Origin of the sequence: Nonomuraea spiralis (assembly GCF_014648435.1) — a bacterium.
Lineage (GTDB): Bacteria > Actinomycetota > Actinomycetes > Streptosporangiales > Streptosporangiaceae > Nonomuraea > Nonomuraea spiralis.
In genome coordinates, this window is the sequence record NZ_BMRC01000010.1 from 377,122 (window position 1) to 397,874 (window position 20,753).

Here is a 20,753-nt window from a genome sequence, read left to right on the forward strand (position 1 = left end):
CCGCGTCATCGGCGGGTCCGCGTTACTGGTGGGTCCGCGCTATCGGCGGGTCCGCGTTACCAGCGGGTCCGCGTTCAGGCGAACAGCTCGCGGATCTGGCCGACGACCTCCACGATCACCGACACCTCGGCCGCCCGTGCCGACAGCCGCTTCAGCGCGTCCATGACCCGGGAACGGTCGGGATCGGCCTGCTCGATCTCCTGCCGCACGTCGGCGACGTCCCGGCGGGCGCGTGCCGGCTCGGTCACGTCCGACTCGTGCTCGGCGAGCAGGCGTTCCAGCCGGTCGAGGAGCCGGGCCGCCTCGCCGGGGGACGTGCCGCCCAGGTTGTTGACCGTGGCGCGGGAGTGGGGCCCCACCGCGATCGGGCCGCTGACCTCGCCGCCGCTGATGTGCACGCCGTACCGGCTGTCCATGGGGGTCTCCTCGTTCGTCACGTGCCTTGCCTTCCCAGGTTGTTGACCGTCGCCGACGCCTGCTGCCCGAACGCCACCGGGCCGCTGACCGTGGCGCCGCCGCTCACGGACAGCGTGTTCATGGTCACGCTCGCCGCCTGCAACCGGTACGCGCCGGTCTCCACGCCCCGGTCCTCCAGGAAGTCGAGGACCGCCTCGGTGAGCCGCTGCTCGATCATCCGCACGTACTTGGAGACGTCGAGCACCTGGATGTGGGTCTGCAGGTCGTCGCTCGCGCCCAGCTCCCGGACGCTGAAGCGGGCGCCGTAGGGATAGACGATGTGCTTGCGCGGGTCGGGGACCAGCATGTTCTGGCGGACGGCCTGCATGCCCGCGCGCGCCAGGCGGGCCGGCGCGGCCAGCACGTCGCGCAGCAGCCGCAGCTTCAGCGACCTGACCGCCTCCCAGGCGATCCGGCCGCCGGTCATCGTGGGCAGCCGGTCCACCACGTGGTACGGGCCGAGTGCGGGCGGGAGCACGGTGACCACGAACTGGGTGTAGAGCATCCGGCCCTCGACGGCCAGGTAGATGAAGGCGGAGGTCAGCGCCTCCTGGTCCTCGGCGGGCGCGACGAGCTCGCCGTTGCGGTCGCGGATCTCCTGGCCCGCGTTGTTGATCGTGACCCGCTGGTAGTAGCGCACGCCGCCCTGGGGATGGCGGGCGATGGCCTCGATCTCCTCCTGCGTGGCGTGGGACCTGGGCAGGCCGTTCTTGCCGATCAGCGGGTGGGGCACCTGGACGCCGCCCTGGTGCCAGTCGGCCACGGTGAAGACGCCCCTGGTGACGACGTGGTCGCCGATGTCGAGGCGCTGGATGCCCTCGTTCGGGCGCAGCACGCGGTCGCGCATGTCCTTGAGCCGCTCGCGGACGAAGGCGTGCAGCTCGACGGGGTCGACGTCGACCGGGTCATCCTGGCGGCGCGGCGGGCCCTCGCGGCCGCGTACGCGGTCGAGCTCGACGGCGATCGACCAGCTCCGGACGATGGAACCGGCGCCCATGAAGGCGTCCTCGTTGGCGTACATGGTGACGTTGCCCCACTGGGCGCTGCGCACGTAGTCGACGCGGTGGGCCGTCTTGGGGTTGGCCGCCCTGGTGACCGGCTCGGGCGCGCCCGGCCGCAGCGTGCCGGCCAGCGTCATGTACGTCGCGATCCGGTAGACCAGCGCCACCCCCAGCGTGATGAAGGGCACGAACATCGCCAGCGCCAGCGCGCCCAGGCCCAGACTCAGGATCTCGGCGGGGCCGTAGGAGGGGCTGTCGTCGAAGAACGAGGGGCCGGACAGCGCGGTGGCCCACATGGCCCACAGCCCGCTGGAGAGCAGCGCGAGCAGCAGGAAGAGGGCCATGTTCCCGGCCCAGAACCAGATCAGGGCGCGCAGCGCCATCGATCCGCGCCGGACCTGCGCGGAGGTCAGCAACACGAGCGGGACGAGCATCGCCACCCACGCGATCGTGCTCAGCGGGGAGACCATGAACCCGATGAGGAAGAACACGGTGATGAGCGCGTCGCGGACGACGAGCATCGAGCGCGAACGCCGGCAGTGGTGGACGACCGGGACCAGGTCGAAGCCGCCGTAGGACGGAGGGACCGCGCGGTAGGGATCGAACATCAGCTCCGCCAGGACGCGGTCGCGGAACCCGCTGTCCAGGTAGGCGGCGGCGCTGAGGTAGCGCGTGACGTTGCTCATGCGCGGGACGCCCGTGCCGGCCGCCGTGTCACGCGTCGAGCCGGCGGCGCCGGGGCTGTCGACGGCCATGACCCTCCTTCGTCGGTGATTGCGCGGCCGAGCTTATGAGGGGCGAGTGCGTGAGGGGGATGGTTGTTATCAAATAGTCTCGTTGACCGGAACTGAAGCTCTGCACAAAGCTTAATAATCGAAATTCATCCCTTTACGGAGCATTACGGGAGGGTGTATTGGTCCACCATTCAGGGGCGGGCGGCCGATGCCGGCGATGCGGCAGCGACCCCGGCACCCTCCCCCAATGCCCCCGCTGCGGCGCCCCCACCCCCAGCACCGCTCCCCCACCCCCCGTTCCCCCGCCCCCCACGGACGCCAACCCCTCGGACACGGCCCCCAAGGGCACAGGCCCCGCAGGCGCCGAGGGCCCGTCCGGCGGAAGCCCGTCCGGCGGGTCCCCCGTCCCCGGCAGGCCGTACGGCGAGGGGGCGTCCTTTGGTGGGGGGATGGAAGGTGTGCGGGGGTTCGGGGGTGGGGGGTCGCGGGCGAGTGTGGGGAGTGATGGGCTGCCGCCTCCGCCTGAGCGGTTGCGGGGTCCGGCGTGGCGGCGTCCGGTGGTGCTGGTCAGCGTGGCGGCGGCCTGCGCCACAACGGCCGTGGTGTGGTGGCTGGCCGGGAGCCGTCCGTCCGCCACCGCCGTGGCGGGCGAGGGCGGGACGCCGGCGGCCGTACAGTCGCAGGCGTCGGACCCGGCGGTGGGCGACCCGGCGGCGACCGGGGACCCGGCACCCACGGGGGACGCCGTTCCCAGCGAGGACGCGACCGGGGACGCGACCCCGAGCGGCGAGGCGACCCCCACCGGGGAGCCGACGGCGGGCGGGGACGGGGTGGCGGCCCAGCAGGCCGGGCAGGTGGAAAGCCTGCTGTCCAGCAGCAGCTCGACCCGTTCCAGCCTCTCGACGGCGATCGCCGACGCGACCAGGTGCCGGCGGAACGCCGTGGACACGATCGAGGACATCACCGCGAGCCGCCGCGACCAGCTCGCCGCCGCCCGGACCCTGGAGCTGGCGGCCCTCCCCGACGGCGCGGCGCTGAAGCAGACGCTCATCACCGCGCTCGACGCCTCCTACGACGCCGACACCGCGTTCCTGTCCTGGGCCCGCCGCCATCTCGCGGGCGGCTGTACGGGCCCGGTCTCCGGCGACCGGGATTATCGGCGCGGACTCAGCAGATCGGAGGCCGCGCAGACGGCGAAAGCACAGTTCGCGCAATCCTGGCAGTCGATAGCAGAGGCCTACGACCTGACAATTTGGAAAGCTCACCAGATTTAGCCATATTCACCCATAATTCAGTCACATGCCGTCGATTTTCGGCGTCCGATCAATGGCTCGTTCCACTCGTTCCATCAGCCACATGCGAAGGAGTACTGCGATGTTCCTGCCACGCCCCCTGATCCGGCTGGCCGTGGGAGCGGCGGCCGGATACCTGCTCGCCGTACGCCCCTGGCACCTGCGCTGGGGCGCGACCGACAGCGAGGTGCACGAGGACCTGGCCGGGTGACGACATCGTGCCGCTCCCCCAGCTCCAGGCCACCCGCGCCGCCCGCCGCCGTCTGGCCCTGGGTGGTGTGGCTCACCGGCCATCCGCGCCCCGGCGCGCGCCCCGGAACCGCCGATCCCACGCCCCCCGACCTCGCGCAACCCCCGCGCGACCTCAAGGCCGGTGACGTCATGGACGGCGGCGGGTACGTCGTCGAACGGGTCGGGGCCCCGTACAGCCTGGTGCTGGCCGACCGCGGCACCGACGCCACCACGAGTTGTTCCGTCGTGCTCCGCGACACCGGCGGCGGCACCCGGCTGATCCTCCGGACGCGTACGCGCGGCGAGCCCACCGTACGCGGCGCCGCCCACGTCGCGATGATGGACGTGGGCGACTTCGTCGCGATGCGCAGGCAGCTCCTCACCATCAAGGCCAGGGCCGAGTCCGCGGGCTGACCCGGTTCAGCCCATCCGCCGCTGCCTTAAGGTTCAAGCTGTGGATCAACGCGGAGCGAGCGCGACGACCGAACGAGCCCCGGCCGACGAGCGGCGGGCACCCCGGCGGCCCAGGCGCTGGTTCGCCTGGACCGTGGTCGCGCTGCTGGCCGTGTGGGCGGCGCTGCGGGTGGGCGGTCTGGAGACCGGGTCCTTCCTCACCCAGCTCATGACGGTGACGCCGATCGGCGCGGGGCTGGCCGCGCTGACCGCGCTGCTGTCGATGCTCAAGCGCAACCGTCCGGCGGCGCTCTGCGCGGCGCTCGTGGGCGTGGTGCTGGTCTCGTGCCTGATCCCGCGGACGTCCGGGGTGGCGGGGGAGGTGGCCGACGGCGTCTCGCTGCGGGTGTTGTCGATCAACCTGTTCGGCCGGGCCGACGCCGAGACCGTGGTGCGCCTGGTGCGCGCGTACGACGTCCAGGTGTTCAGCGCGCTGGAGCTCACGCCTGACGCGGTCGCCCGGCTCGACGAGGCCGGGCTGCGCAAGCTGCTCCCCTACAGGGTGCTCCAGGACGCCGACGGCGCGATCGGCAGCGGCCTGTTCGCCAAATACCCGCTCAGGCCGCTGACCGGCCTGTTCACCCCGATCGGCCACAACATGCCGGCCGCCACGCTGTCCGTGCCCGCCGGTGGCAAGGTCGAGATCGTGGCTGTCCACCCCAACCCGCCGCTCGGCCCGAAGGTGGACGAGTGGAACGCCTCGCTCAAGGCACTGCCGTCCCCGTCTCCGTCGGTGGTCAGGATCCTGGCCGGCGACTTCAACGCCAGCCTCGACCACCGTGCCTTCCGCGACCTGCTGGCCCGCGGTTACGTGGACGCGGCCGACCAGGTGGGCAAGGGGCTCGTACCGACCTGGCCCAACGGCCGGGCGATCCCGCCGATCATCGCCATCGACCACGTCCTGGCCGACCGCCGGGTGGGTGTGGCCAGTACGGAGATCCTCGACGTGCCGGGCACCGACCACCGCGGCGTCTTCGCCGACCTCCGCCTGCCCGACCTCGGCTGAGCCGCCCGACCGCCCAAGCTGCCCTGCTGCCCGACTGCCCGACTGCCCTGCTGCCCTGCTGCCCGGCGTCCTGCCCGGCGGTCAGGCTCGCTGCTCTCTGTAGCGCTCTCTGAGCCTGGCCTTGAGCAGTTTGCCGGCGCCGTTCTTCGGGAGTTCCGCGACGAACTCCAGATACTTCGGGATCTTGAAGCGGGCCAGGCGGCCGTCCAGGTGCGCCAGCAGCTCGTCGGGCTCCGCGCTCATGCCCGCTCGCAGCACGACCAGCGCCTTGCCGGCCTCTCCCCACTTCTCGTCCGGTACGCCGATCACCGCGCACTCGGCCACCGCCGGATGCTCGTACAGCAGGCTCTCGACCTCGGCCGGGTAGACGTTCTCGCCGCCGGAGATGTACATGTCGCTGATCCGGCCGGAGATGCGGACGTACCCGTCCGCGTCGGTCACGCCGAGGTCGCCCGACCTGAACCAGCCGTCGGCCGACAGTGCCTTCGCCGTCTCCTCCGGGCGTCGCCAGTAGCCGGGCATCACGTTGGGGCCCTGCACGTACACCTCGCCGGGCTCTCCGGGGACGGCGGGCGAGCCGTCGGCGGCGACCAGCCGCACGTCGGAGAAGAAGCACGGCACCCCGGCCGAGCCGAGCTTGCCGTCCGGGTGCCCCGCCCCGAGGAAGAGCGCGCCCGGCGAGGTCTCCGTCATGCCGTACCCCTGAAGGAAGGTCAGCCCCCGCTCCCGGTACGCCCTGATCAGCGCCTCGGGCACCGGCGCTCCCCCGCACAGCAGGTGCCGCAGGCTGGACAGGTCGGCCGTCGCCCAGCGCGGCGACCCCGCGAGGGCCGCGAACATCGACGGCACCCCGAACATCATCGTCACCCGCTCGGACTCGACCAGATCGAACGTCCTGTCCACCCCGAAGGACGGCTCCAGCAACGCCCTGCCGCCCTTGAGCACGGTGGGCACGAGCGTCTGCGCCAGGGCCGCGATGTGGAACAACGGCGCGCTGACCAGCGTCACCTCGTCGTGCGCGAGCGGCACGTCGACCAGCAGGTTGACCGCGTTCCAGATGAGGTTGGCGTGGGTGAGCATGGCGCCCTTGGGGCGTCCCGTGGTGCCCGAGGTGTACATGATCAGGCAGATGTCGTCCTGGCTCACCGGCTCGTCGAGGGGGCCGGCGGGCGCGCCGGCGATCAGCTCCTCGAAGGCGTCCTGGGTCAGGTGGCGGCCGGGCAGCCCGCCGCCGTCCTGGCCCTCGCCGAGCACGACCACCCGGGCGCCGGAGTCGTCCAGGACGAAACGCAGCTCGGGCGCGGCCAGCCGGGTGTTGAGCGGGACGAACACCGCTCCGAGCAGCCCCGCGGCGAAGAACGTCTCCACCAGGGACGGGTGATTTGGCCCGAGATAGGCGATCCGGTCGCCGCGTCCCACATCCAGGTCGGCGAACGCGCGGGCCAGCCGCGTGACCCGGTCGTACAGATCGCCGTAGGTCCGGTCGATTCCCGGGTAGCCGACCGCCGGCCGGCCGGGCGTCATCCGCGCCCTGCGTGCCGGCCAAGACCCAAGCCCCTGATTCCTCATCGGCACTCCTTGACGGTCAGCACTCAAGCTAGGACACCAAGCGCTTGATGTCATCGAAATGCCGGACTTTCCCCACCCTTCCTCCACGGGTGCGTGATCCAGCACCATCAAGGGACATCTTCCGCAAGCCCGGCACCCGCTGACGGGATGCCGCCGAGAGGACCCAGGTGAACGTACGACGTCCGCGTGCCCTGCTCGTCATGGACCCCGCGAGCTTCGCCGAGCAGTTCCACGAGCCGCAACTACGGCGGCTGAGCGAGCTGGCCGAGGTCGGCGACCCGGTCTCGACCGCGGACCTGGACACGCCCGAGGCACGCCGCGCGCTGCGCGCGGCCGAGGTGCTGGTGACCTCGTGGGGCTGCCCGCCCCTGACCGCCGAGCGCCTGGCGGACGCGCCCCGCCTGCGCGCGGTCTTCCACTGCGCCGGCTCGGTACGCGGGTTCGCCACCGACGAGGTCTGGCGCCGCGGCCTCCTCGTCACCAGCGCGGCCGGCGAGAACGCGATCCCGGTGGCCGAGTTCACCCTGGCCGCGATCATCCTGGCCGGGAAGAAGGCGCCGTTCCTCGCCCAGGACGCGCGCCGGCACCGCGAGAACTGGCCCTACCCGGCCCACCGAGGCGAGCTGTCCAACCGCGGCCGGACGGTCGGCGTCGTCGGCTTCTCCCGGGTGGGCCGCCGGGTCGTGGACCTGCTGCGCGTGCTGGAGCTGGGCGAGGTGCTGGTCGCCGATCCGTACGCGGACGCGGACGAGGTGCGCGCGGCCGGCGCCCGCCCGGTCGCGCTGCCCGAGCTGCTGGCCCGCTGCGACGTGCTCACCCTGCACGTACCGGCGCTGCCGGCCACCCGGCACCTGATCGGGGCCGCCGAGCTGGCCCTGCTGCGCGACGGCGCGACGGTGATCAACACCGCGCGCGGTTCCGTCCTGGACACCGCCGCGCTGGAGCGCAAGTGCGCCGCCGGCCGGATCGACGCCATCCTCGACGTCACCGACCCCGAACCGCTGCCGGCCGGGTCACCGCTGTACGACCTGCCCAACGTCATGCTCACCCCGCACGTCGCCGGCTCGCTCGGCTCGGAGACCCGGCGGCTGAGCGAGAGCGCCCTCGACGAGCTCGACCGTTACGTCTCGGGCCGCCCGCCCCGAGCCGCCGTGACCGCGGACGACCTCACCGTGACCGCCTGACCCGTCCGCGCGCCGGCCGGCCGGGTGTGCTTCGTTCGGTCACGACTTGAACACTGCCGCCGAACGATCCCGGCGGCCGGGCTGGAATGTCGCCATGGGCCTCTTCCCGCGTCCGCCCCGGGTCTCCGCCCGGCCGCGCGAACCGCGTCCGCCCCGGGTCTCCGCCCGGCCGCCCGAGCTGCGTCCGCCCCGCTCGATGTGGTGGTGGACCCTTCCCGCCGCGCTGCTGATCGGCGCCGCCGCATGGGCCACCACCGCCTGGCTGCTCCAGGATCTGAACACGGTTCCGGTGTCCGGCCGGGTCGCCGCCCGGATCGAGGCCGTCCGCACCGCCCTGGCCGCCGCGGCCGGCGTCGGCGCCGCGGTCACCCTGCTGCTGGCCGTACGCCGGCAGCGCCACCAGGAGCTGGCCACCGCGCACACCACCCACGACGCCAACGAACGCCGGGTCACCGAGCTGTACACCAAGGCGGTCGAGCACCTCGGCAGCGACCAGGCCGCGATCCGCCTCGGCGGCATGTACGCCCTGGAACGCCTCGCCGAGCACACCCCCGCGCTCCAGGGAACCGTCGCGGAGGTGATCTGCGCGTATCTCCGCGGGCCCTGGACGCCGCCCGCACGCCGGAAGGCGTCCGCCGTACCGGCCGGGCCGGATCCGCGCGAGGAACGGCAGGTGCGCCTCGCCGCCCAGCGCATCCTGGCCAGGCATCTGCACCACTCCCCTCCTCCGGCGCGTCGCTGGTGGCAGCCGCGCGACTCCGGCGACGCGGACCGGCTGCACTGGCCCGGCACCCGCCTCGATCTCACGGGCGCGACCCTCGTCGACTTCGAGTTCGTCGAGTGCCGCGTGGCCGACGCCGACTTCCGGGAGGCGACCTTCGCCGGTGAGACCATGTTCGCGGCGACGACGTTCACCGGCCGCGCGAACTTCGCCGGGGCGACCTTCACCGGCGACGCCAGTTTCACTTGGGTCACCTTCGCCGACGGCCACCCGGGACTCGACGGCGCCGACTTCGACGGCGCGACCTTCGCCGACGACGCGAGTTTCCGTCATGCGACCTTCACCCGCAGCCCCCGATTCGAGAGGACGGCCTTCCTGCGGGACGCCGTGTTCGACGGGGCGGTCTTCGGCGGAGGGGCCAGGTTCGTCGGCACGGCCGTCGTCGGCGAGGTCTCCTTCGTCGCGGTGAAGGGACTGGAGATGACCGGCCTGCCGGCCGGGCGGCAGCGGTGGCGGCGGATCGTCCGGCGGCGCGGCCGTGGCTGACCTGGGCGAACTCGCCGGGGCTCGCGAGGTGAGGGCGGGCGCCTGCCGGTCGGTGGCGGCGGTCAGCACAGGGCGGCGTCGAGGGCGGCGAACAGGTGCTTGTCGTTCTCCGGGGTGCCGGTGACGTAGACGGTGGCGGCCCGGCCGGCGCGGTCGCGGCCGCTGAGCACGCGTACCCCCGGCAGCCCGCCGTCGTGCATCCAGGCCGGTCCGCAGCTCAACGGGTAGGTGTACACGCCGAGCCCGTACCGGCTGCCCTGGGGGTCGGAGGCGGGGACGGCCCCGGTGAGCATGGTACGCAGCGTGCGCTCGGGGACGGCCTGCCAGAACCGGTTGAGGTCCTCCGGCGTGGAGACCAGGCCGCCGCCGGCGCCGAACGCGTAGCCGGGAAGCTGGGTCATGTCCGTCTCGCCGTCCTTGGGGGCGGCGGGGTTGAGGCCATAGGTGTGGGCGTGCCTGCCGCGGATGCCGAGCTCGCCCTGCTTCGGCCAGTACGTGCCCGGCAGCCCCTTGAGCACTCCCTCCTCGGTCACCCGGCGGAAGTCCTTGCCGGTCACCTTCTCGATGATCATGCCAGCGACCAGGTAGTTGGTGTTGGAGTACGACCACCGGCCACCCGGCTCGCCGGTGAAGGGGCGGGCCAGCGCGAGCGCGAGGTGGTCGGCGGGGACGGCCGGCTTGGTCCAGTCGACCAGGTCGAAGTACTCGGGCAGGCCGCTGGTGTGCTGGAGCAACTGGCGGACGGTCACCCGGGCGCCGCGCAGCGAGCCGGGCAGGTAGTGCTCCACCTGCTCGTCCAGGCTCACCTTGCCGTCGGCGACCAGTCGCATCACCGCCGCCGCGATCACCGGCTTGGTCACACTGGCGGCGCGGAAGCGGCCGTCGCCGCCGACCATCGGCCTGCCGGTGCCGCGCTCGGCGGTGCCGGAGGTCCAGGTGGTCGTACGGCCGTCGCGCTCGCGTACCGAGACCACCGCGCCGGCCAGGCCGTCCTGCTTGGTCAACCGGTCGATCTCACGCTGCACGCCGCCGCCGGTCGCGGCCATGGCGGGTGAGGCCGCTCCCAGCAGAACGGTCGCGGCGGCCGCGGCAGCAATGTACTTGTTCATCAGGACATCTCCTCAGAGGGTGGCGATGTCCCAATCTTTGGGCGTTCCGCTCCCAAGATCAGTCACGTGGGCCCGCTTGTTCCGGTGGGGCCGGCCCTACCGGAACTGGTCAGGCCCGCGAGGGGGCGTCCTGGGCCGCCGCGCCGCGTGGTTTCCAGCCGGGGGGCGGGTCCTCGCCGACGAGCCCGTCGACGGCCTCGCGGAGCAGGTCGGCGTGGCCGGTGTGGCGGCCGTACTCCTCGATGAGGTCGCACAGCAGGCGGCGCAGGCTGGCGTGGCGGCCGTCGGGCCAGGACAGGTGGACGAGCTGCTCGGGGCCGCCCTCGGCGAGCGCGGCGTCGATGCGGGCGCGGGCGCGCTCGACCGCGGCGTCCCAGAGGGTGTACAGCTCGGCGGGGGTGTCGCGCTCGGCGGAGGTGAACGGCCAGTCGGGGCCGTCCCAGCCGGAGGACTCCCACGGCTCGCCGAGCGGGGCGCCGGTCAGCCTGACGGTGGTCAGGTGATCCTCGACGAGGGCCAGGTGCTTGAGCAGGCCGCCGAGGGTCAGCGCCGAGGCGCCGACGCGGGCGCGCAGCCCGGCGGCGTCGAGGCCGTCGGCCTTCCAGCGGAAGGTCGTACGCAGGCGGTCGAGCGCACCGAGCAGGTGGTCGGCCTCGCTGCCCGCGAGGGGCGGCTCCCAGGGGGTGTCACTGTCGCTCACGCCGACACCCTAGACACCACCACCGACAATCCCACCGACAATCCCACCGCCATCCAACGCCACCCCCGGCCCCGGGCGACGGCGCCTGGCGGCCCCGGGCTCGCGGATCGTGGCGGCCCGGGGGCGGCGGCCCCACCTCGGCCGCGCTTCCGGCCCCATCAGCGGTCAGCGGAAGGCGGCGGCGTTGCGGGTGGCCCAGGCGGTGAACGGGTGTGCCGGGCGGCCGAGGACACGTTCGACGTCGGGGCTGACACGCCGCTCCTCGGGCGTGGGCTCGCCCAGGATGGCGAGGGTGCCCTCCACCACGGGCGGCGGCATGACCCGCGCCATCTGGGCGCGGGCGGCCTCGCGGGTCTGCTCGGCGAAGCGCACCGGCTCGCCCAGCGCGGCCCCGATCGCCGCCGCCCGTTCCCTCGGTGTGGTGGCCTCGGGCCCGGTCAGCACGTACGTCGCCCCGTCGTGCCCGTCCTCCCGCAGGACCGCGGCCGCCACGGCGGCGACGTCGTCGGGGTCGACGAAGGGCAGGCCGACGTCGCCGAAGGGCGCCTCGGCGGTGCGGTGCGCCCGTACGGGCTCGGCCCAGGCGAAGGCGTTGGAGGCCATGCCGCCCGAACGCAGGACCGTCCACACCAGGCCCGACCCGCGTACGGCCTCCTCGAACCGGGCGGCGTGCGGGTAGGCCCCCGGCCGCGTGCCGACGCCCTGGCTGGACAGCAGGACGATCCGGCGGACGCCCGCCTCCCGCGCGGCCTCGACGACGCCCTGCGGGTCCTCCCCCGCCACCAGCAGGAACAGCGCGTCCGCGCCCGCGAGGGCCGGACGCAGGCCGGCGGGGTCGCCCAGGTCGGCGGCGACGGCCCGCACACCCGGCGGCACGTCGGCCTCGGTGATGCGGCGGGCGACGGCGGTGACCGGCAGGCCCTCCCCGGCCAGCAGGCCCACCAGCGGGCGGCCGACGTTCCCCGTGGCACCGGTGACGACGATCATGTCAGTTCTCCTTGATTAGTTAGTTGCCTGACTGAGAAGACCGTAGCACAGAAAGTCAGTCAGGCAACTAACTACTTTTCTCGATCCCGGCCGAGCACCCCGGCCAGGACCCGCCGCAACTCGTTCTCCGGCTGCGCCGGGAGCGAGGCGGCGCGCCAGGCGACGAACCCGTCCGGCCGTACGAGGGCCGCGCCGGTCGCGGTGATGCCGTACACGTCCGGGAAGCGGGCGTCGTCGATCCGGTGGACGTCGAGGTCCAGCGAGGCCGCCGCCTTCCCGGCGGCTTCGGCCCGCCCGAGCCCCCGTCAGAGGTGTGAATCCCCCGTAGGCCGGGGACATCTGGGCAAATGGGGACGGCGCTCGCTGCCGCGAATCTGACCGGGCAAGGGTGGACCCAGCTGGGCGAACTGGGTCTGGCCCTGCTGTTGTCGGCCGCCATCGGCCTCGAACGCGAGATCCGCCAGAAGAGCGCGGGCCTGCGTACGCACACGCTGGTCGGCTTCGCCGCCGCCCTGATCATGCTGGTGTCCAAGTACGGCTTCGCCGATGTCCTGGGCGAGCACGTCACCCTCGACCCCTCCCGGGTCGCCGCGCAGATCGTGTCGGGCATCGGGTTCATCGGCGGCGGCCTGATCTTCGTCCGCCGGGACGCGGTACGCGGCCTGACCACCGCCGCCGTGGTCTGGCTGACCTGCGCGGTCGGCATGGCCGCCGGAGCCGGCCTGTGGCTGCTGGCCGTCGCCGTCACCGCGGGTCACTTCCTGGTCGTGTTCGCCTTCACCCCGCTCGCCGCCCGGCTGCCCCGCTCGAAGTACGCCCAGTCGCGCCTGCACCTGACCTACCTCGACCGCCACGGCGCGCTCCGGCGCGTGCTGGCCCTGTGCGGCGAGAAGGACTTCGTCATCGCCGAACTCAACCTGGAACGCGACAGCGAGCGCAAGGACCGGCAGTCGGTCTCGATCTGGCTAGTCGTCCAGGGCTCGGGGCCGGTCGAGGAACTGGTCACCGAACTGCTGGACATCGACGGCGTGCTCGGCGTCTCCAGCGACGAACTCGACGTCACCACGCCCTGACCGGCGCGGGGGCCGCACAACCGTTCAAGACCGGGGCCCGTCCCGTCGGCTACAACGGTGGCGGCGGAACGCGGGAACCGGAGGTCGGGCGCATGGCCGTGGCGGGTTTCATCGGACTCGGGATCATGGGACGTCCCATGGCGCTCAACCTGGTGCGGGCGAGCACGGAGGTGGTGGTCTGGAACCGTACGGCGACCGGGTGCGAGCCGCTGCGGGCGGCCGGCGCGCGGGTCGCGGCGAGCCCGGCCGAGGTGTTCACGCGGGCCCGCGTCGTGCTGCTCATGCTGGCCGACGAGGCCGCCGTGGACGCCGTGCTCGGGCGCGACACGCCGCGGTTCGCGTCCATGGTCGCGGGGCGCGTCGTGGTGCACATGGGCACGACGTCCCCGGCGTACTCGGCGGACCTGGGCGCCGCCGTACGGGCCGCGGGCGGCGACTACGCCGAGGCGCCCGTGTCGGGCTCGCGCGGCCCGGCCGAGGCCGGGCGGCTGGTGGCCATGCTCGCCGGCGAGCCCGCCACGATCGAGCAGGTACGTCCCCTGCTCGCCCCCATGTGCGCCGAGACGATCGCCTGCGGCCCGGTCCCCGGCGGCCTGCTGATGAAGCTGGCCGTGAACGTCTTCCTGATCACCATGGTCAGCGGCCTGGCCGAGGCCGCGCACTTCGCCGCCCGGCACGGCCTGGACCTGGAGACGTTCGCCCGGGTGCTCGCGTCGGGGCCGATGGCCAGCGAGGTGTCCCGGGGGAAGGCGCGCAAGCTGCTGGACGGCGACTTCACCGCCCAGGCCGCCATCGCCGACGTGCTGAAGAACAACCGGCTCATCGCCGGGGCGGCGCGGGCGTCGGGCGTGGCCTCGCCGCTGCTCGACGTCTGCCACGCCCTGTTCGCCGAGACCCTGGCGCTCGGGCACGGCACGCTCGACATGGTGGCCGTGGTCCGGGCGATCGAGGCCAGGACCGAGGGCCGTCAGGTCAGCGCGGCCGTCCACTCGCCGGGCGTGAGCCCGTAGGCGCGCTTGAACATGCGGGTCAGGTGGCTCTGGTCGGCGAACCCGGCGCGCAGGGCGGCCTCCCGCAGCGGCACGCCGCCGCGCATCGCCCGCCGGGCCAGGTCGAGCTGCCGCATCGTCCTGAAGCGGGTGGGGCTGGTGCCGAAGGCGGCGCGGAACTGGCGGGCGATCGTCCACCGGTCCAGCCCCGAGACGCGTTCGAACTCGGCCACCGGGTGCCGGGTCACCGGGTCGGCGGCGATGAGCTCGCGCACCCGTGCCAGCGCCTCGACCGCGAGGGGGTCGCGCCGCCGCCGCGCCGGGACGTCGGCGTGGCGTTCCAGCGCCGCCGCGACCAGCAGCGCGACCTCCAGCCGGGCCAGGTCCTCCAGAGGCTCGTCCAGGTGCCGCAGCCACGCCAGCAGCGACGGCGACATCCCCTCCGGCCGGACGACGGGGTCGGCGACGAACGGCAGCGGCCGCCCGCCCAGCGCCTCCTGCACCAGGTACGGGTCGACGTAGAAGATCCGGTAGCCGAAGCCCGCGTCGGTGCCGGCGGCGCCGTCGTGCACCTCGTCGGGGTGCAGGACGTGCCACTCCCCCGGCAGGCATCGCCGTACCTCGCCCCGGTAGCGGAAGGTCTGCACGCCGGCGAGCGTGACGCCGATCGCGTACGTGTCGTGGCGGTGCGGCGCGAACGCCTCGCCGACGAGCGAGGCCGCCAGCCGCTCGATGCCCTCGGCGGCCACCCCGAAGCGCAGCCGGTGCCCCGGCCGGGCCGCCCCGCCACGGACAGGTCGTGTCTCCACCACCCCAGTGTCGGCCATCGGACCGGGACCGGGCGGCGGATCACAACTCGGCGAGGCGGCGGGTGAGGAAGCGGCGCTCGGCCTCGGTGGTGGTGAGTTCGAGCGCCCTGCGGTAGGCCGCGCGGGCGCCTTCGGTGTCGTGCAGGCGGCGCAGCAGGTCGGCCCGGGTGGAGTGGTAGTAGCGGTAGTCCTCCAGGGGGAGCCCGTCGAGGACGGCCAGCGCCGCGCCGGGGCCCTCGACCTCGGCGACCGCCACGGCCCGGTTCAGCTCGACGACCGCCGAGCCGGTCAGCTCGCGCAGCCGGCCGTAGAGCGCAGCGACGGCCGGCCAGTCGATGGGCCGCTCGGTCTGGAGGTCGGCGACGGCCGCCTGCACGGCGTACGGACCGGCGGCGCCGAGCGCGACGGCGCGGCCGAGCAGCGCGCGCCCCTCCCGGATCTGGGCGGCGTCCCAGAGCGCGCGGTCCTGCTCCCCCAGCAGGACGATCTCACCGTCGCGGACGCGGGCCGCGCGCCGCGAGTCGTGCAGCAACATCAGGACCGCCAGCACCGCCGCCAGGCGCCCCGGCAGCAGGTCGGCGCGGGGGATCGCGAACGGGATCCCGGCCGCCCGGATCTTGTGCCGGGCCCGGGACAACCGGCGTTTCATCGTCTCCTCGCTCACCAGGAACGCCCGCGCGATCTGCGGCGTCGAGAGCCCGCCGAGCGCCCGCAGGGTGAGCGCGACCTGGGCCTCGGGGGCCAGCGCGGGATGGCAGCAGAGGAAGAAGAGTTCGAGTCGTTCGTCGGGGATTTCCGAACGGTCCATGTCCGCCTCCGCACTCGGGCCGGCGATCGGGTGGTCCAGGAGCCGGAGCTTCTCGGCGTGCCGGCGGTCGCGGCGCAGCCGGTCGACGGCCCGGTTGCGCCCGGTCACCACCAGCCAGGCCACCGGGTCGGCCGGCACGCCGTCGCGCGGCCACCGCTCGGCCGCGACGGCGAACGCCTCCTGCGCGGCCTCCTCGGCGACGTCCAGGTCGCCGGTCCAGCTCACCAGGGCGGCGAGCACCCGTGCCCAATGCTCGCGGAAGACCTGCCCGATCATCGGCTACCGCACCTCCACCGGGCGCACCTCCACCGACCCGCCCATCCGCACGGCCGGGATCGCCGCCGCCAGTTCGAGTGCCTCGTCGAGGTCGGCCGCCTCCACGATGTAGAACCCGCCCAGGATCTCCTTGGTATCGGCGAACGGCCCGTCGGTCACCAGCAGGCCGCCGCCGTCCATGCGGACGGTGGTCGCGGTGGCGGCCGGTTGCAGCCGTTCGCCGGCGATCATGCGTTCGTCGGCCATGAGCGCGGCGTACCGGGCGCTGACGCCGGCGCGCTCGTCGTCGTCGAGGCCGTCGTAGGCGCCGGGGCGCTCGTTGATGAGCAGGGCGTATCTCATGGGATCCTCCTCGGGGTCGTCACGCCGTAGTATCGCGGCCGTAGACCAGGCGGACGGCCTGGCCCACCCGTTCGGCCGAGACGAGGGTCAGCCGCTCGGGCCGGTCGAACAGGCGCCTGCCCTGCCCGAGCACGACCGGGAACACCATCAGCCGGTACTCGTCGATCAGGTCGTGCGCCGCGAGGGCGTCCACGACGCCGGCGCTGCCGGTGACCACGACGTCCTGGCTGCGCTTGCGCTCGGCCACCTCCTCGGCCAGGTCGCCGCGGAGCAGGGTGGAGTTGGCCCACGCGCCGGCGTCCGTGAGCGAGCGGGAGGCGACGAGCTTGGGGATGGCGTTCATCCGCTGCGAGAACTCGTCGGTCCTGGAGGGCCAGATGCGCGAGAAGAGTTGCCAGGTGCGGCGGCCCAGCAGCATGAGGCCGGTGTCCAGCACGGGACCGAGCGCGAACTTGTCGCCGGCCACGGCTTCGGGGCCGTGCCGGAAGGCCCATCCGCCCTGCGGCGTCCCACCGGAGCCGTCCGGGTCCTCGATGACGCCGTCGAGCGAGACGAACTGCATGACGATCAGCTTGCCCATGATCCTCGTACCTCCTGGGAGCGGGTTTCCGGACCGAGGACGACCGGGGACGCCGCCCGGGGACAGCCGATCGATGTGATCCGCGTCACATCTCCGGTACGGGAAGCGCCCGCGCGTCGTTGCCGGCGATCGGGTTGCGTACGCTGCCGAGGCGTTCGGCCTCGACCTCGACGACGTCGCCCGGCTTCAGCAACCACGGCGGCGTACGGGCGTAGCCGACCCCCGCGGGCGTGCCGGTGGCCAGCAGGTCGCCGGGCCGCAGCGTGAACGTGCGCGAGACGAGGGCCAGCACGTCGCCGACGGTGTAGACCATGTCGTCGGTGCGCGCGTCCTGGACGACCTCGCCGTTCACCTGGGTCCGCAGCCGCAGCCCGTCACGCAGGTCGCCGACCTCGGACGCGGGCACCAGCGGGCCGAGCGGGCCGGAGCTGTCGCCGTTCTTGCCGAGGATCCACTGGCTGGTGAGCTTCTGCGCCCGGCGCGCGGTGAGGTCGTTGAAGACCGAGTAGCCGGCCACCGCGGCCAGGGCCTCCTCGGGCTCGGCGTCCACCAGCGGCGCGCCGACGTACGCGACCACCTCGCCCTCCCAGTCGAGGCCGTCCTCGCCCGCGGGGACGGGCACCGGGACACCGCCCACGGTCAGCGACCGCGTCCAGCGGGCGAACAACGTCGGGTGCGGCGGCACGCCCTCCCCGGCGAACGAGCCCTCGGCGACGTGCCGGAGGTAGTTCAGCCCGACGCAGATCACCCGGGCCTCCGGCAACACCGGCGGCACGAAGGTGACCGACGCGGCCGGGACGCTCTCACCGGCCGGTTCCCTGTCCAGGAAGCCCGCCGCGTCGGCCCAGAACCGCTCAAGCGTGGCCAGCACGGTGACCTCGGCGCCGTCGGCCGACAGCGCGGCCACCTCGACGCCGCCGGTCTCCCGGCGGATGCCGACGATCCTCATCGTCCATCTCCTCATGGCCGCCAAACCTTCTAAAGGTTCGCAGGTTTTGTGGTTGGATTCGGACTATGCCGCATCTCTCCGCGTCCGGACAACCGCCGGCCGATGTCGGGCGGGGGGCTCGTACCCGGGCCGAGCTGCTGGCCGCCGCGCTCGACGAGCGGATCAGGTCACAGGGCCTGGCGCCCGGCGAGCCGGTCGGCACGCTGGAGTCGCTGCGCGCCGAGACCGGCCTCGGCTACGCCACGGTCAGCGAGGCCGTCCGGCTGCTGCGCGACCGGGGCGTGCTGGAGATCCGGCCGGGGCGCGGCGGCGGGCTGTTCGTCGCCGACCGAGGGCCGGTGGTGCGGCTGCGGCACACGCTGCTGAGCGTCACGGAGGAGCCGGGCACGGTCGCCGACGCCATCGAGCTGCGCGACCACCTGGAGGAGCTGATCGACGTCGGCGCCGCCCGCCACCGCACCCGCCGGGACGTCGCCGACCTGCGCGCCCTGCTGCGGCGGCTGCGCGCCGCCGCCGGCTGGGACGCCTTCATGCGCGCCAACTGGGCCCTGCACGAGCGCATCGCCGCGATCAGCCCGAACGCCATGGCCCGCGCCGTCTACACCGGCACGCTGGGCCATCTGGGCGCGACGTCCGCCCGCCCCGACGGCGCGGCCGGGGCCGCGTACCGCGCCGGGCGCTACCAGGTCCACGCCGACCTGGTCGAGGCGATCGCCGCCGGCGACGAGAGCGCGGTCCGGGCCGCCGTCGCCCGGCACAACACCACGACCTGACTGAGCCGAAGGGGCGCGCATGCCCGGTGAGTACCGCCAGTACCTGTTCCCGTACGACCATCCGCGGCTGGCCGGCGTACGCGGCCTGGACCCCTACGCCTACCGCGAGCACGCCAGGAGGCCGGGCACGTTCACCGGCGGCCTGATCGAGGGCTGGACCCCGCTGTACGGCGCGGACTTCCGCGGCGTCACCACGGACGGCGTCCCGCGGCCGGACCTGTACCCGCTGACGCCCGCCGAGCCCGGCGAGGAGGCGCCGGTCGCGGCCATGGTGGACGCGGCCCGCGACCTGCTCTCCGCCCTCGACGACGAGGGCCGCGACCGCCTCTGTCACGAGGTGGCCGCCGTGGAGTGGCAGACCTGGGCCAATCCGGAGTTCATGCAGTTCGACACCGGCCTGCGGCTGGACCTGCGACCGCCGGCCGTCCGGGAGAAGGCGCTGGCCCTGGTACGCGCCTCGCTCTCGCCGGAGGGCTACCGGCTGGTCCGCTCGGCGATGCTGGTCAACGGCTTCCTCGGCCAGGTCGTCGGCCTGGAGACCATCCTCAACGAGTTCAGCTACAACATCGCCCTCTACGGCACCCCCGACCCGCGGGCTCCGTGGGGCTGGCAGCTCTACGGCCACCACTGCGCGCTCAACTGCCTGGTCGTCGAGGGCCGCATGGTGCTGTCGCCGGTGTTCCTCGGCGCCGAGCCCGACGAGATCGACGCCGGTCCGCACGCCGGCCTGCGCGACCTGTTCGCCGACCGGGTCGCGGCCGGGCTGCGGCTGATGGCCGCCCTGCCCGGCGAGCTGCGGCGGCGGGCCGTCCGCTACGAGCGCATGGTCGATCCCGCGATGCCCGAGGGCCGGGTGCACCCGGGGGACGAACGCCACCTGGCAGGGGCGTTCCAGGACAACCGTGTCATCCCGGTCGAGGGGCTGCGGGTCGCCGACATGCCGGCGCGGGCCCGGCGGCACGCGCTGGCCGTCGCCGAGTCCTTCGTCGCGCCGCTGCCGCGGGGCCCGCGCGCCGCCCGGATGCGGGAGATCGCCGCACACCTCGACGAGACCTGGTTCTGCTGGATCGGCGGCCACGAGCCGGGGGACGTCTTCTACTACCGGCTGCAGTCACCGGTGATCGTCGCCGAGCTGGACCACCACAGCGGCGTGTTCCTCGACTACGACACGCCCAAGCCGTTCCACGTCCACACCGTGCTGCGCACGCCGTACGGCAACGACTACGGCCGCGCTTGGGTCCGGCAGTGGCGGGCGCCGGGTCAGGGCTCGGGCTGAAGGTAGACGACGGTCGAGATCGGGACACGTTCGCGGATGCGCCGTTCGGTCTCGGCCAGCGCCTCGGCGACCGTGTCCCCCTGGTCGGCGACGGTGACGCGGGCGGCCACGAGCAGTTCCTCCGGGCCCAGGTGCAGGGTGCGCAGCCGGCTGTAGGAGGCGACGTCGTCGTCGTCGCACAGGGCCTGCTCGATGGCCCGCTGGATCTCCGGCGAGGCCGCCTCGCCGATGATCATGCTCTTGGTCTCCGTGGCCAGGGTGACGGCCACGATGATCAGAAGCACGCCGATGGCGATCGAGCCGATGCCGTCGTAGACCGGGTTGCCGGTGACCAGCGCGAGCGTCACCCCGATGAGGGCGAAGGCCAGCCCCAGCAGGGCGGCGGTGTCCTCCAGCAGGACCACGGGCAGTTCGGGGGCCTTGGCCTCGCGGATGTAGCGGGTCCACGACCGGCCGCGGCGCACCCGGTCGGCGTTGCGCACCGCCGTACGCAGGGACAGGCCCTCCATGACGATCGCCCCGGCCAGCACCCCGATGGCCCACGGCCAGCTCTCCAGCGGGTGCGGGTCGCTGATCTTCTCGTAGCCCTCGTACAGGGCGAACAGGCCGCCGCCGAAGAACAGCACGACCGACACCAGGAAGGCGTAGAAGTAGCGTTCGCGGCCGTAGCCGAAGGGGTGGGCCGGCGTGGGCCCGCGCTTGGACCGTGACTGGCCGAGCAGCAACAGCCCCTGGTTGCCGGAGTCGGCGACGGAGTGGATGCCCTCGGCGAGCATCGAGGACGAGCCGGTGAAGAAGAACGCCACGAACTTGGTGACGGCGATCCCCAGGTTGGCGGCCAGCGCCGCGAGGGTCGCCTCCTGCGAACCCTTGCCGCTCACGCCGTACC

General features: G+C 73.5%; 22 protein-coding genes and 1 pseudogene. 10 read left to right on the forward strand and 13 right to left on the reverse strand.

Annotated elements, in window-relative coordinates:
* Positions 1 to 74 precede the first annotated feature (74 nt).
* Both IEZ27_RS26195 and IEZ27_RS26200 read right to left on the reverse strand, forming a co-directional pair.
* Positions 75 to 437 (reverse strand): hypothetical protein, encoded by a 363-nt coding sequence (locus tag IEZ27_RS26195; protein ID WP_229824339.1) that lies wholly within the window; start codon positions 435 to 437, stop codon positions 75 to 77.
* Entirely contained in the window at positions 434 to 2,212 is a 1,779-nt protein-coding gene (locus IEZ27_RS26200; RefSeq protein WP_189649656.1) for a hypothetical protein, read from the reverse strand. Before IEZ27_RS26200 ends, IEZ27_RS26195 begins: the two co-directional genes overlap by 4 nt.
* A gap of 509 nt (positions 2,213 to 2,721) precedes the next feature.
* Here IEZ27_RS26200 and IEZ27_RS26205 point away from each other — a divergent pair.
* From IEZ27_RS26205 to IEZ27_RS26215, 4 genes are all read left to right on the forward strand, one after another.
* On the forward strand, positions 2,722 to 3,465 hold the full coding sequence (locus tag IEZ27_RS26205) for a hypothetical protein (RefSeq protein WP_194521967.1): 744 nt from the start codon (positions 2,722 to 2,724) through the stop codon (positions 3,463 to 3,465).
* Positions 3,466 to 3,565: 100 nt separating this feature from the next.
* Positions 3,566 to 3,694 carry a hypothetical protein gene (locus IEZ27_RS55025; protein ID WP_268246087.1) on the forward strand — a complete coding sequence of 43 codons (129 nt, stop codon included), beginning with the start codon at positions 3,566 to 3,568 and terminating at the stop codon, positions 3,692 to 3,694.
* Positions 3,691 to 4,128: a hypothetical protein gene (locus tag IEZ27_RS26210; RefSeq protein WP_189649658.1), complete on the forward strand. Its 438-nt coding sequence runs from the start codon at positions 3,691 to 3,693 to the stop codon at positions 4,126 to 4,128. Before IEZ27_RS55025 ends, IEZ27_RS26210 begins: the two co-directional genes overlap by 4 nt.
* A gap of 40 nt (positions 4,129 to 4,168) precedes the next feature.
* Positions 4,169 to 5,173 carry an endonuclease/exonuclease/phosphatase family protein gene (locus IEZ27_RS26215; protein WP_189649659.1) on the forward strand — a complete coding sequence of 335 codons (1,005 nt, stop codon included), beginning with the start codon at positions 4,169 to 4,171 and terminating at the stop codon, positions 5,171 to 5,173.
* 81 nt (positions 5,174 to 5,254) lie between these two features.
* Here IEZ27_RS26215 and IEZ27_RS26220 read toward each other — a convergent pair whose 3' ends face one another.
* Positions 5,255 to 6,697, reverse strand: a complete 1,443-nt coding sequence (locus IEZ27_RS26220; protein ID WP_229824340.1) for an acyl-CoA synthetase — start codon at positions 6,695 to 6,697, stop codon at positions 5,255 to 5,257.
* Positions 6,698 to 6,909: 212 nt separating this feature from the next.
* On the opposite strand from IEZ27_RS26220, the gene IEZ27_RS26225 reads away from it, so the two are divergent.
* Both IEZ27_RS26225 and IEZ27_RS26230 read left to right on the forward strand, forming a co-directional pair.
* Positions 6,910 to 7,926 carry a hydroxyacid dehydrogenase gene (locus IEZ27_RS26225; RefSeq protein ID WP_229824341.1) on the forward strand — a complete coding sequence of 339 codons (1,017 nt, stop codon included), beginning with the start codon at positions 6,910 to 6,912 and terminating at the stop codon, positions 7,924 to 7,926.
* Between the two features lie 94 nt (positions 7,927 to 8,020).
* Positions 8,021 to 9,193 carry a pentapeptide repeat-containing protein gene (locus IEZ27_RS26230; protein WP_189649661.1) on the forward strand — a complete coding sequence of 391 codons (1,173 nt, stop codon included), beginning with the start codon at positions 8,021 to 8,023 and terminating at the stop codon, positions 9,191 to 9,193.
* Between the two features lie 62 nt (positions 9,194 to 9,255).
* Here the strand turns inward: IEZ27_RS26230 and IEZ27_RS26235 are convergent, their stop codons facing one another.
* The 4 genes and pseudogenes from IEZ27_RS26235 to IEZ27_RS26250 all read right to left on the reverse strand — a co-directional run.
* Positions 9,256 to 10,302, reverse strand: a complete 1,047-nt coding sequence (locus tag IEZ27_RS26235; RefSeq protein ID WP_229824342.1) for a serine hydrolase domain-containing protein — start codon at positions 10,300 to 10,302, stop codon at positions 9,256 to 9,258.
* Positions 10,303 to 10,411: 109 nt separating this feature from the next.
* On the reverse strand, positions 10,412 to 11,002 hold the full coding sequence (locus IEZ27_RS26240) for a mycothiol transferase (protein WP_189649662.1): 591 nt from the start codon (positions 11,000 to 11,002) through the stop codon (positions 10,412 to 10,414).
* A 165-nt stretch (positions 11,003 to 11,167) separates the two neighbouring features.
* On the reverse strand, positions 11,168 to 11,989 hold the full coding sequence (locus tag IEZ27_RS26245) for an NAD(P)H-binding protein (protein WP_189649663.1): 822 nt from the start codon (positions 11,987 to 11,989) through the stop codon (positions 11,168 to 11,170).
* Between the two features lie 71 nt (positions 11,990 to 12,060).
* Positions 12,061 to 12,261: pseudogene (locus IEZ27_RS26250) on the reverse strand (aromatic-ring hydroxylase C-terminal domain-containing protein); the annotation flags it as partial.
* Positions 12,262 to 12,336: 75 nt separating this feature from the next.
* Here IEZ27_RS26250 and IEZ27_RS26255 point away from each other — a divergent pair.
* Together IEZ27_RS26255 and IEZ27_RS26260 are read left to right on the forward strand one after the other, a co-directional pair.
* Positions 12,337 to 13,062 carry an MgtC/SapB family protein gene (locus IEZ27_RS26255; protein ID WP_189649665.1) on the forward strand — a complete coding sequence of 242 codons (726 nt, stop codon included), beginning with the start codon at positions 12,337 to 12,339 and terminating at the stop codon, positions 13,060 to 13,062.
* A gap of 92 nt (positions 13,063 to 13,154) precedes the next feature.
* On the forward strand, positions 13,155 to 14,072 hold the full coding sequence (locus tag IEZ27_RS26260) for an NAD(P)-dependent oxidoreductase (protein ID WP_189649666.1): 918 nt from the start codon (positions 13,155 to 13,157) through the stop codon (positions 14,070 to 14,072).
* Here IEZ27_RS26260 and IEZ27_RS26265 read toward each other — a convergent pair.
* From IEZ27_RS26265 to IEZ27_RS26285, 5 genes are all read right to left on the reverse strand, one after another.
* On the reverse strand, positions 14,030 to 14,860 hold the full coding sequence (locus IEZ27_RS26265) for an AraC family transcriptional regulator (RefSeq protein ID WP_125633121.1): 831 nt from the start codon (positions 14,858 to 14,860) through the stop codon (positions 14,030 to 14,032). The genes IEZ27_RS26260 and IEZ27_RS26265 overlap by 43 nt on opposite strands.
* 40 nt (positions 14,861 to 14,900) lie before the next feature.
* Entirely contained in the window at positions 14,901 to 15,944 is a 1,044-nt protein-coding gene (locus tag IEZ27_RS26270; RefSeq protein WP_189649668.1) for an RNA polymerase sigma factor, read from the reverse strand.
* A gap of 3 nt (positions 15,945 to 15,947) precedes the next feature.
* Positions 15,948 to 16,286, reverse strand: a complete 339-nt coding sequence (locus IEZ27_RS26275) for a YciI family protein (RefSeq protein WP_189649669.1) — start codon at positions 16,284 to 16,286, stop codon at positions 15,948 to 15,950.
* Positions 16,287 to 16,305: 19 nt separating this feature from the next.
* On the reverse strand, positions 16,306 to 16,866 hold the full coding sequence (locus IEZ27_RS26280; protein ID WP_189649670.1) for a dihydrofolate reductase family protein: 561 nt from the start codon (positions 16,864 to 16,866) through the stop codon (positions 16,306 to 16,308).
* A gap of 85 nt (positions 16,867 to 16,951) precedes the next feature.
* Entirely contained in the window at positions 16,952 to 17,815 is an 864-nt protein-coding gene (locus IEZ27_RS26285) for a fumarylacetoacetate hydrolase family protein (RefSeq protein ID WP_189649671.1), read from the reverse strand.
* A 65-nt stretch (positions 17,816 to 17,880) separates the two neighbouring features.
* On the opposite strand from IEZ27_RS26285, the gene IEZ27_RS26290 reads away from it, so the two are divergent.
* Together IEZ27_RS26290 and IEZ27_RS26295 are read left to right on the forward strand one after the other, a co-directional pair.
* A complete protein-coding gene (locus IEZ27_RS26290; protein WP_189649672.1) occupies positions 17,881 to 18,588 on the forward strand; it encodes a FadR/GntR family transcriptional regulator in 708 nt (235 codons plus the stop codon).
* A gap of 19 nt (positions 18,589 to 18,607) precedes the next feature.
* A complete protein-coding gene (locus tag IEZ27_RS26295) occupies positions 18,608 to 19,864 on the forward strand; it encodes a DUF3500 domain-containing protein (protein ID WP_189649673.1) in 1,257 nt (418 codons plus the stop codon).
* Here the strand turns inward: IEZ27_RS26295 and IEZ27_RS26300 are convergent.
* Positions 19,849 to 20,745 carry a cation diffusion facilitator family transporter gene (locus IEZ27_RS26300; RefSeq protein ID WP_229824343.1) on the reverse strand — a complete coding sequence of 299 codons (897 nt, stop codon included), beginning with the start codon at positions 20,743 to 20,745 and terminating at the stop codon, positions 19,849 to 19,851. The two genes, IEZ27_RS26295 and IEZ27_RS26300, sit on opposite strands and share 16 nt — an antisense overlap.
* Between the last annotated feature and the right edge of the window lie 8 nt (positions 20,746 to 20,753).

What these genes read in the sequence shown, in the direction of transcription:
- IEZ27_RS26280 (WP_189649670.1), bottom strand. Translation starts at nt 16,866, where the DNA reads ATGGGCAAGCTGATCGTCATGCAGTTCGTCTCGCTCGACGGCGTCATC.
- IEZ27_RS26275 (WP_189649669.1), bottom strand. Translation starts at nt 16,286, where the DNA reads ATGAGATACGCCCTGCTCATCAACGAGCGCCCCGGCGCCTACGACGGC.
- IEZ27_RS26270 (WP_189649668.1), bottom strand. Translation starts at nt 15,944, where the DNA reads ATGATCGGGCAGGTCTTCCGCGAGCATTGGGCACGGGTGCTCGCCGCC.
- IEZ27_RS26295 (WP_189649673.1), top strand. Translation starts at nt 18,608, where the DNA reads ATGCCCGGTGAGTACCGCCAGTACCTGTTCCCGTACGACCATCCGCGG.
- IEZ27_RS26255 (WP_189649665.1), top strand. Translation starts at nt 12,337, where the DNA reads ATGGGGACGGCGCTCGCTGCCGCGAATCTGACCGGGCAAGGGTGGACC.
- IEZ27_RS26285 (WP_189649671.1), bottom strand. Translation starts at nt 17,815, where the DNA reads ATGAGGATCGTCGGCATCCGCCGGGAGACCGGCGGCGTCGAGGTGGCC.
- IEZ27_RS26290 (WP_189649672.1), top strand. Translation starts at nt 17,881, where the DNA reads ATGCCGCATCTCTCCGCGTCCGGACAACCGCCGGCCGATGTCGGGCGG.
- IEZ27_RS26200 (WP_189649656.1), bottom strand. Translation starts at nt 2,212, where the DNA reads ATGGCCGTCGACAGCCCCGGCGCCGCCGGCTCGACGCGTGACACGGCG.
- IEZ27_RS26260 (WP_189649666.1), top strand. Translation starts at nt 13,155, where the DNA reads ATGGCCGTGGCGGGTTTCATCGGACTCGGGATCATGGGACGTCCCATG.
- IEZ27_RS55025 (WP_268246087.1), top strand. Translation starts at nt 3,566, where the DNA reads ATGTTCCTGCCACGCCCCCTGATCCGGCTGGCCGTGGGAGCGGCGGCC.
- IEZ27_RS26230 (WP_189649661.1), top strand. Translation starts at nt 8,021, where the DNA reads ATGGGCCTCTTCCCGCGTCCGCCCCGGGTCTCCGCCCGGCCGCGCGAA.
- IEZ27_RS26235 (WP_229824342.1), bottom strand. Translation starts at nt 10,302, where the DNA reads ATGAACAAGTACATTGCTGCCGCGGCCGCCGCGACCGTTCTGCTGGGA.
- IEZ27_RS26220 (WP_229824340.1), bottom strand. Translation starts at nt 6,697, where the DNA reads ATGACGCCCGGCCGGCCGGCGGTCGGCTACCCGGGAATCGACCGGACC.
- IEZ27_RS26245 (WP_189649663.1), bottom strand. Translation starts at nt 11,989, where the DNA reads ATGATCGTCGTCACCGGTGCCACGGGGAACGTCGGCCGCCCGCTGGTG.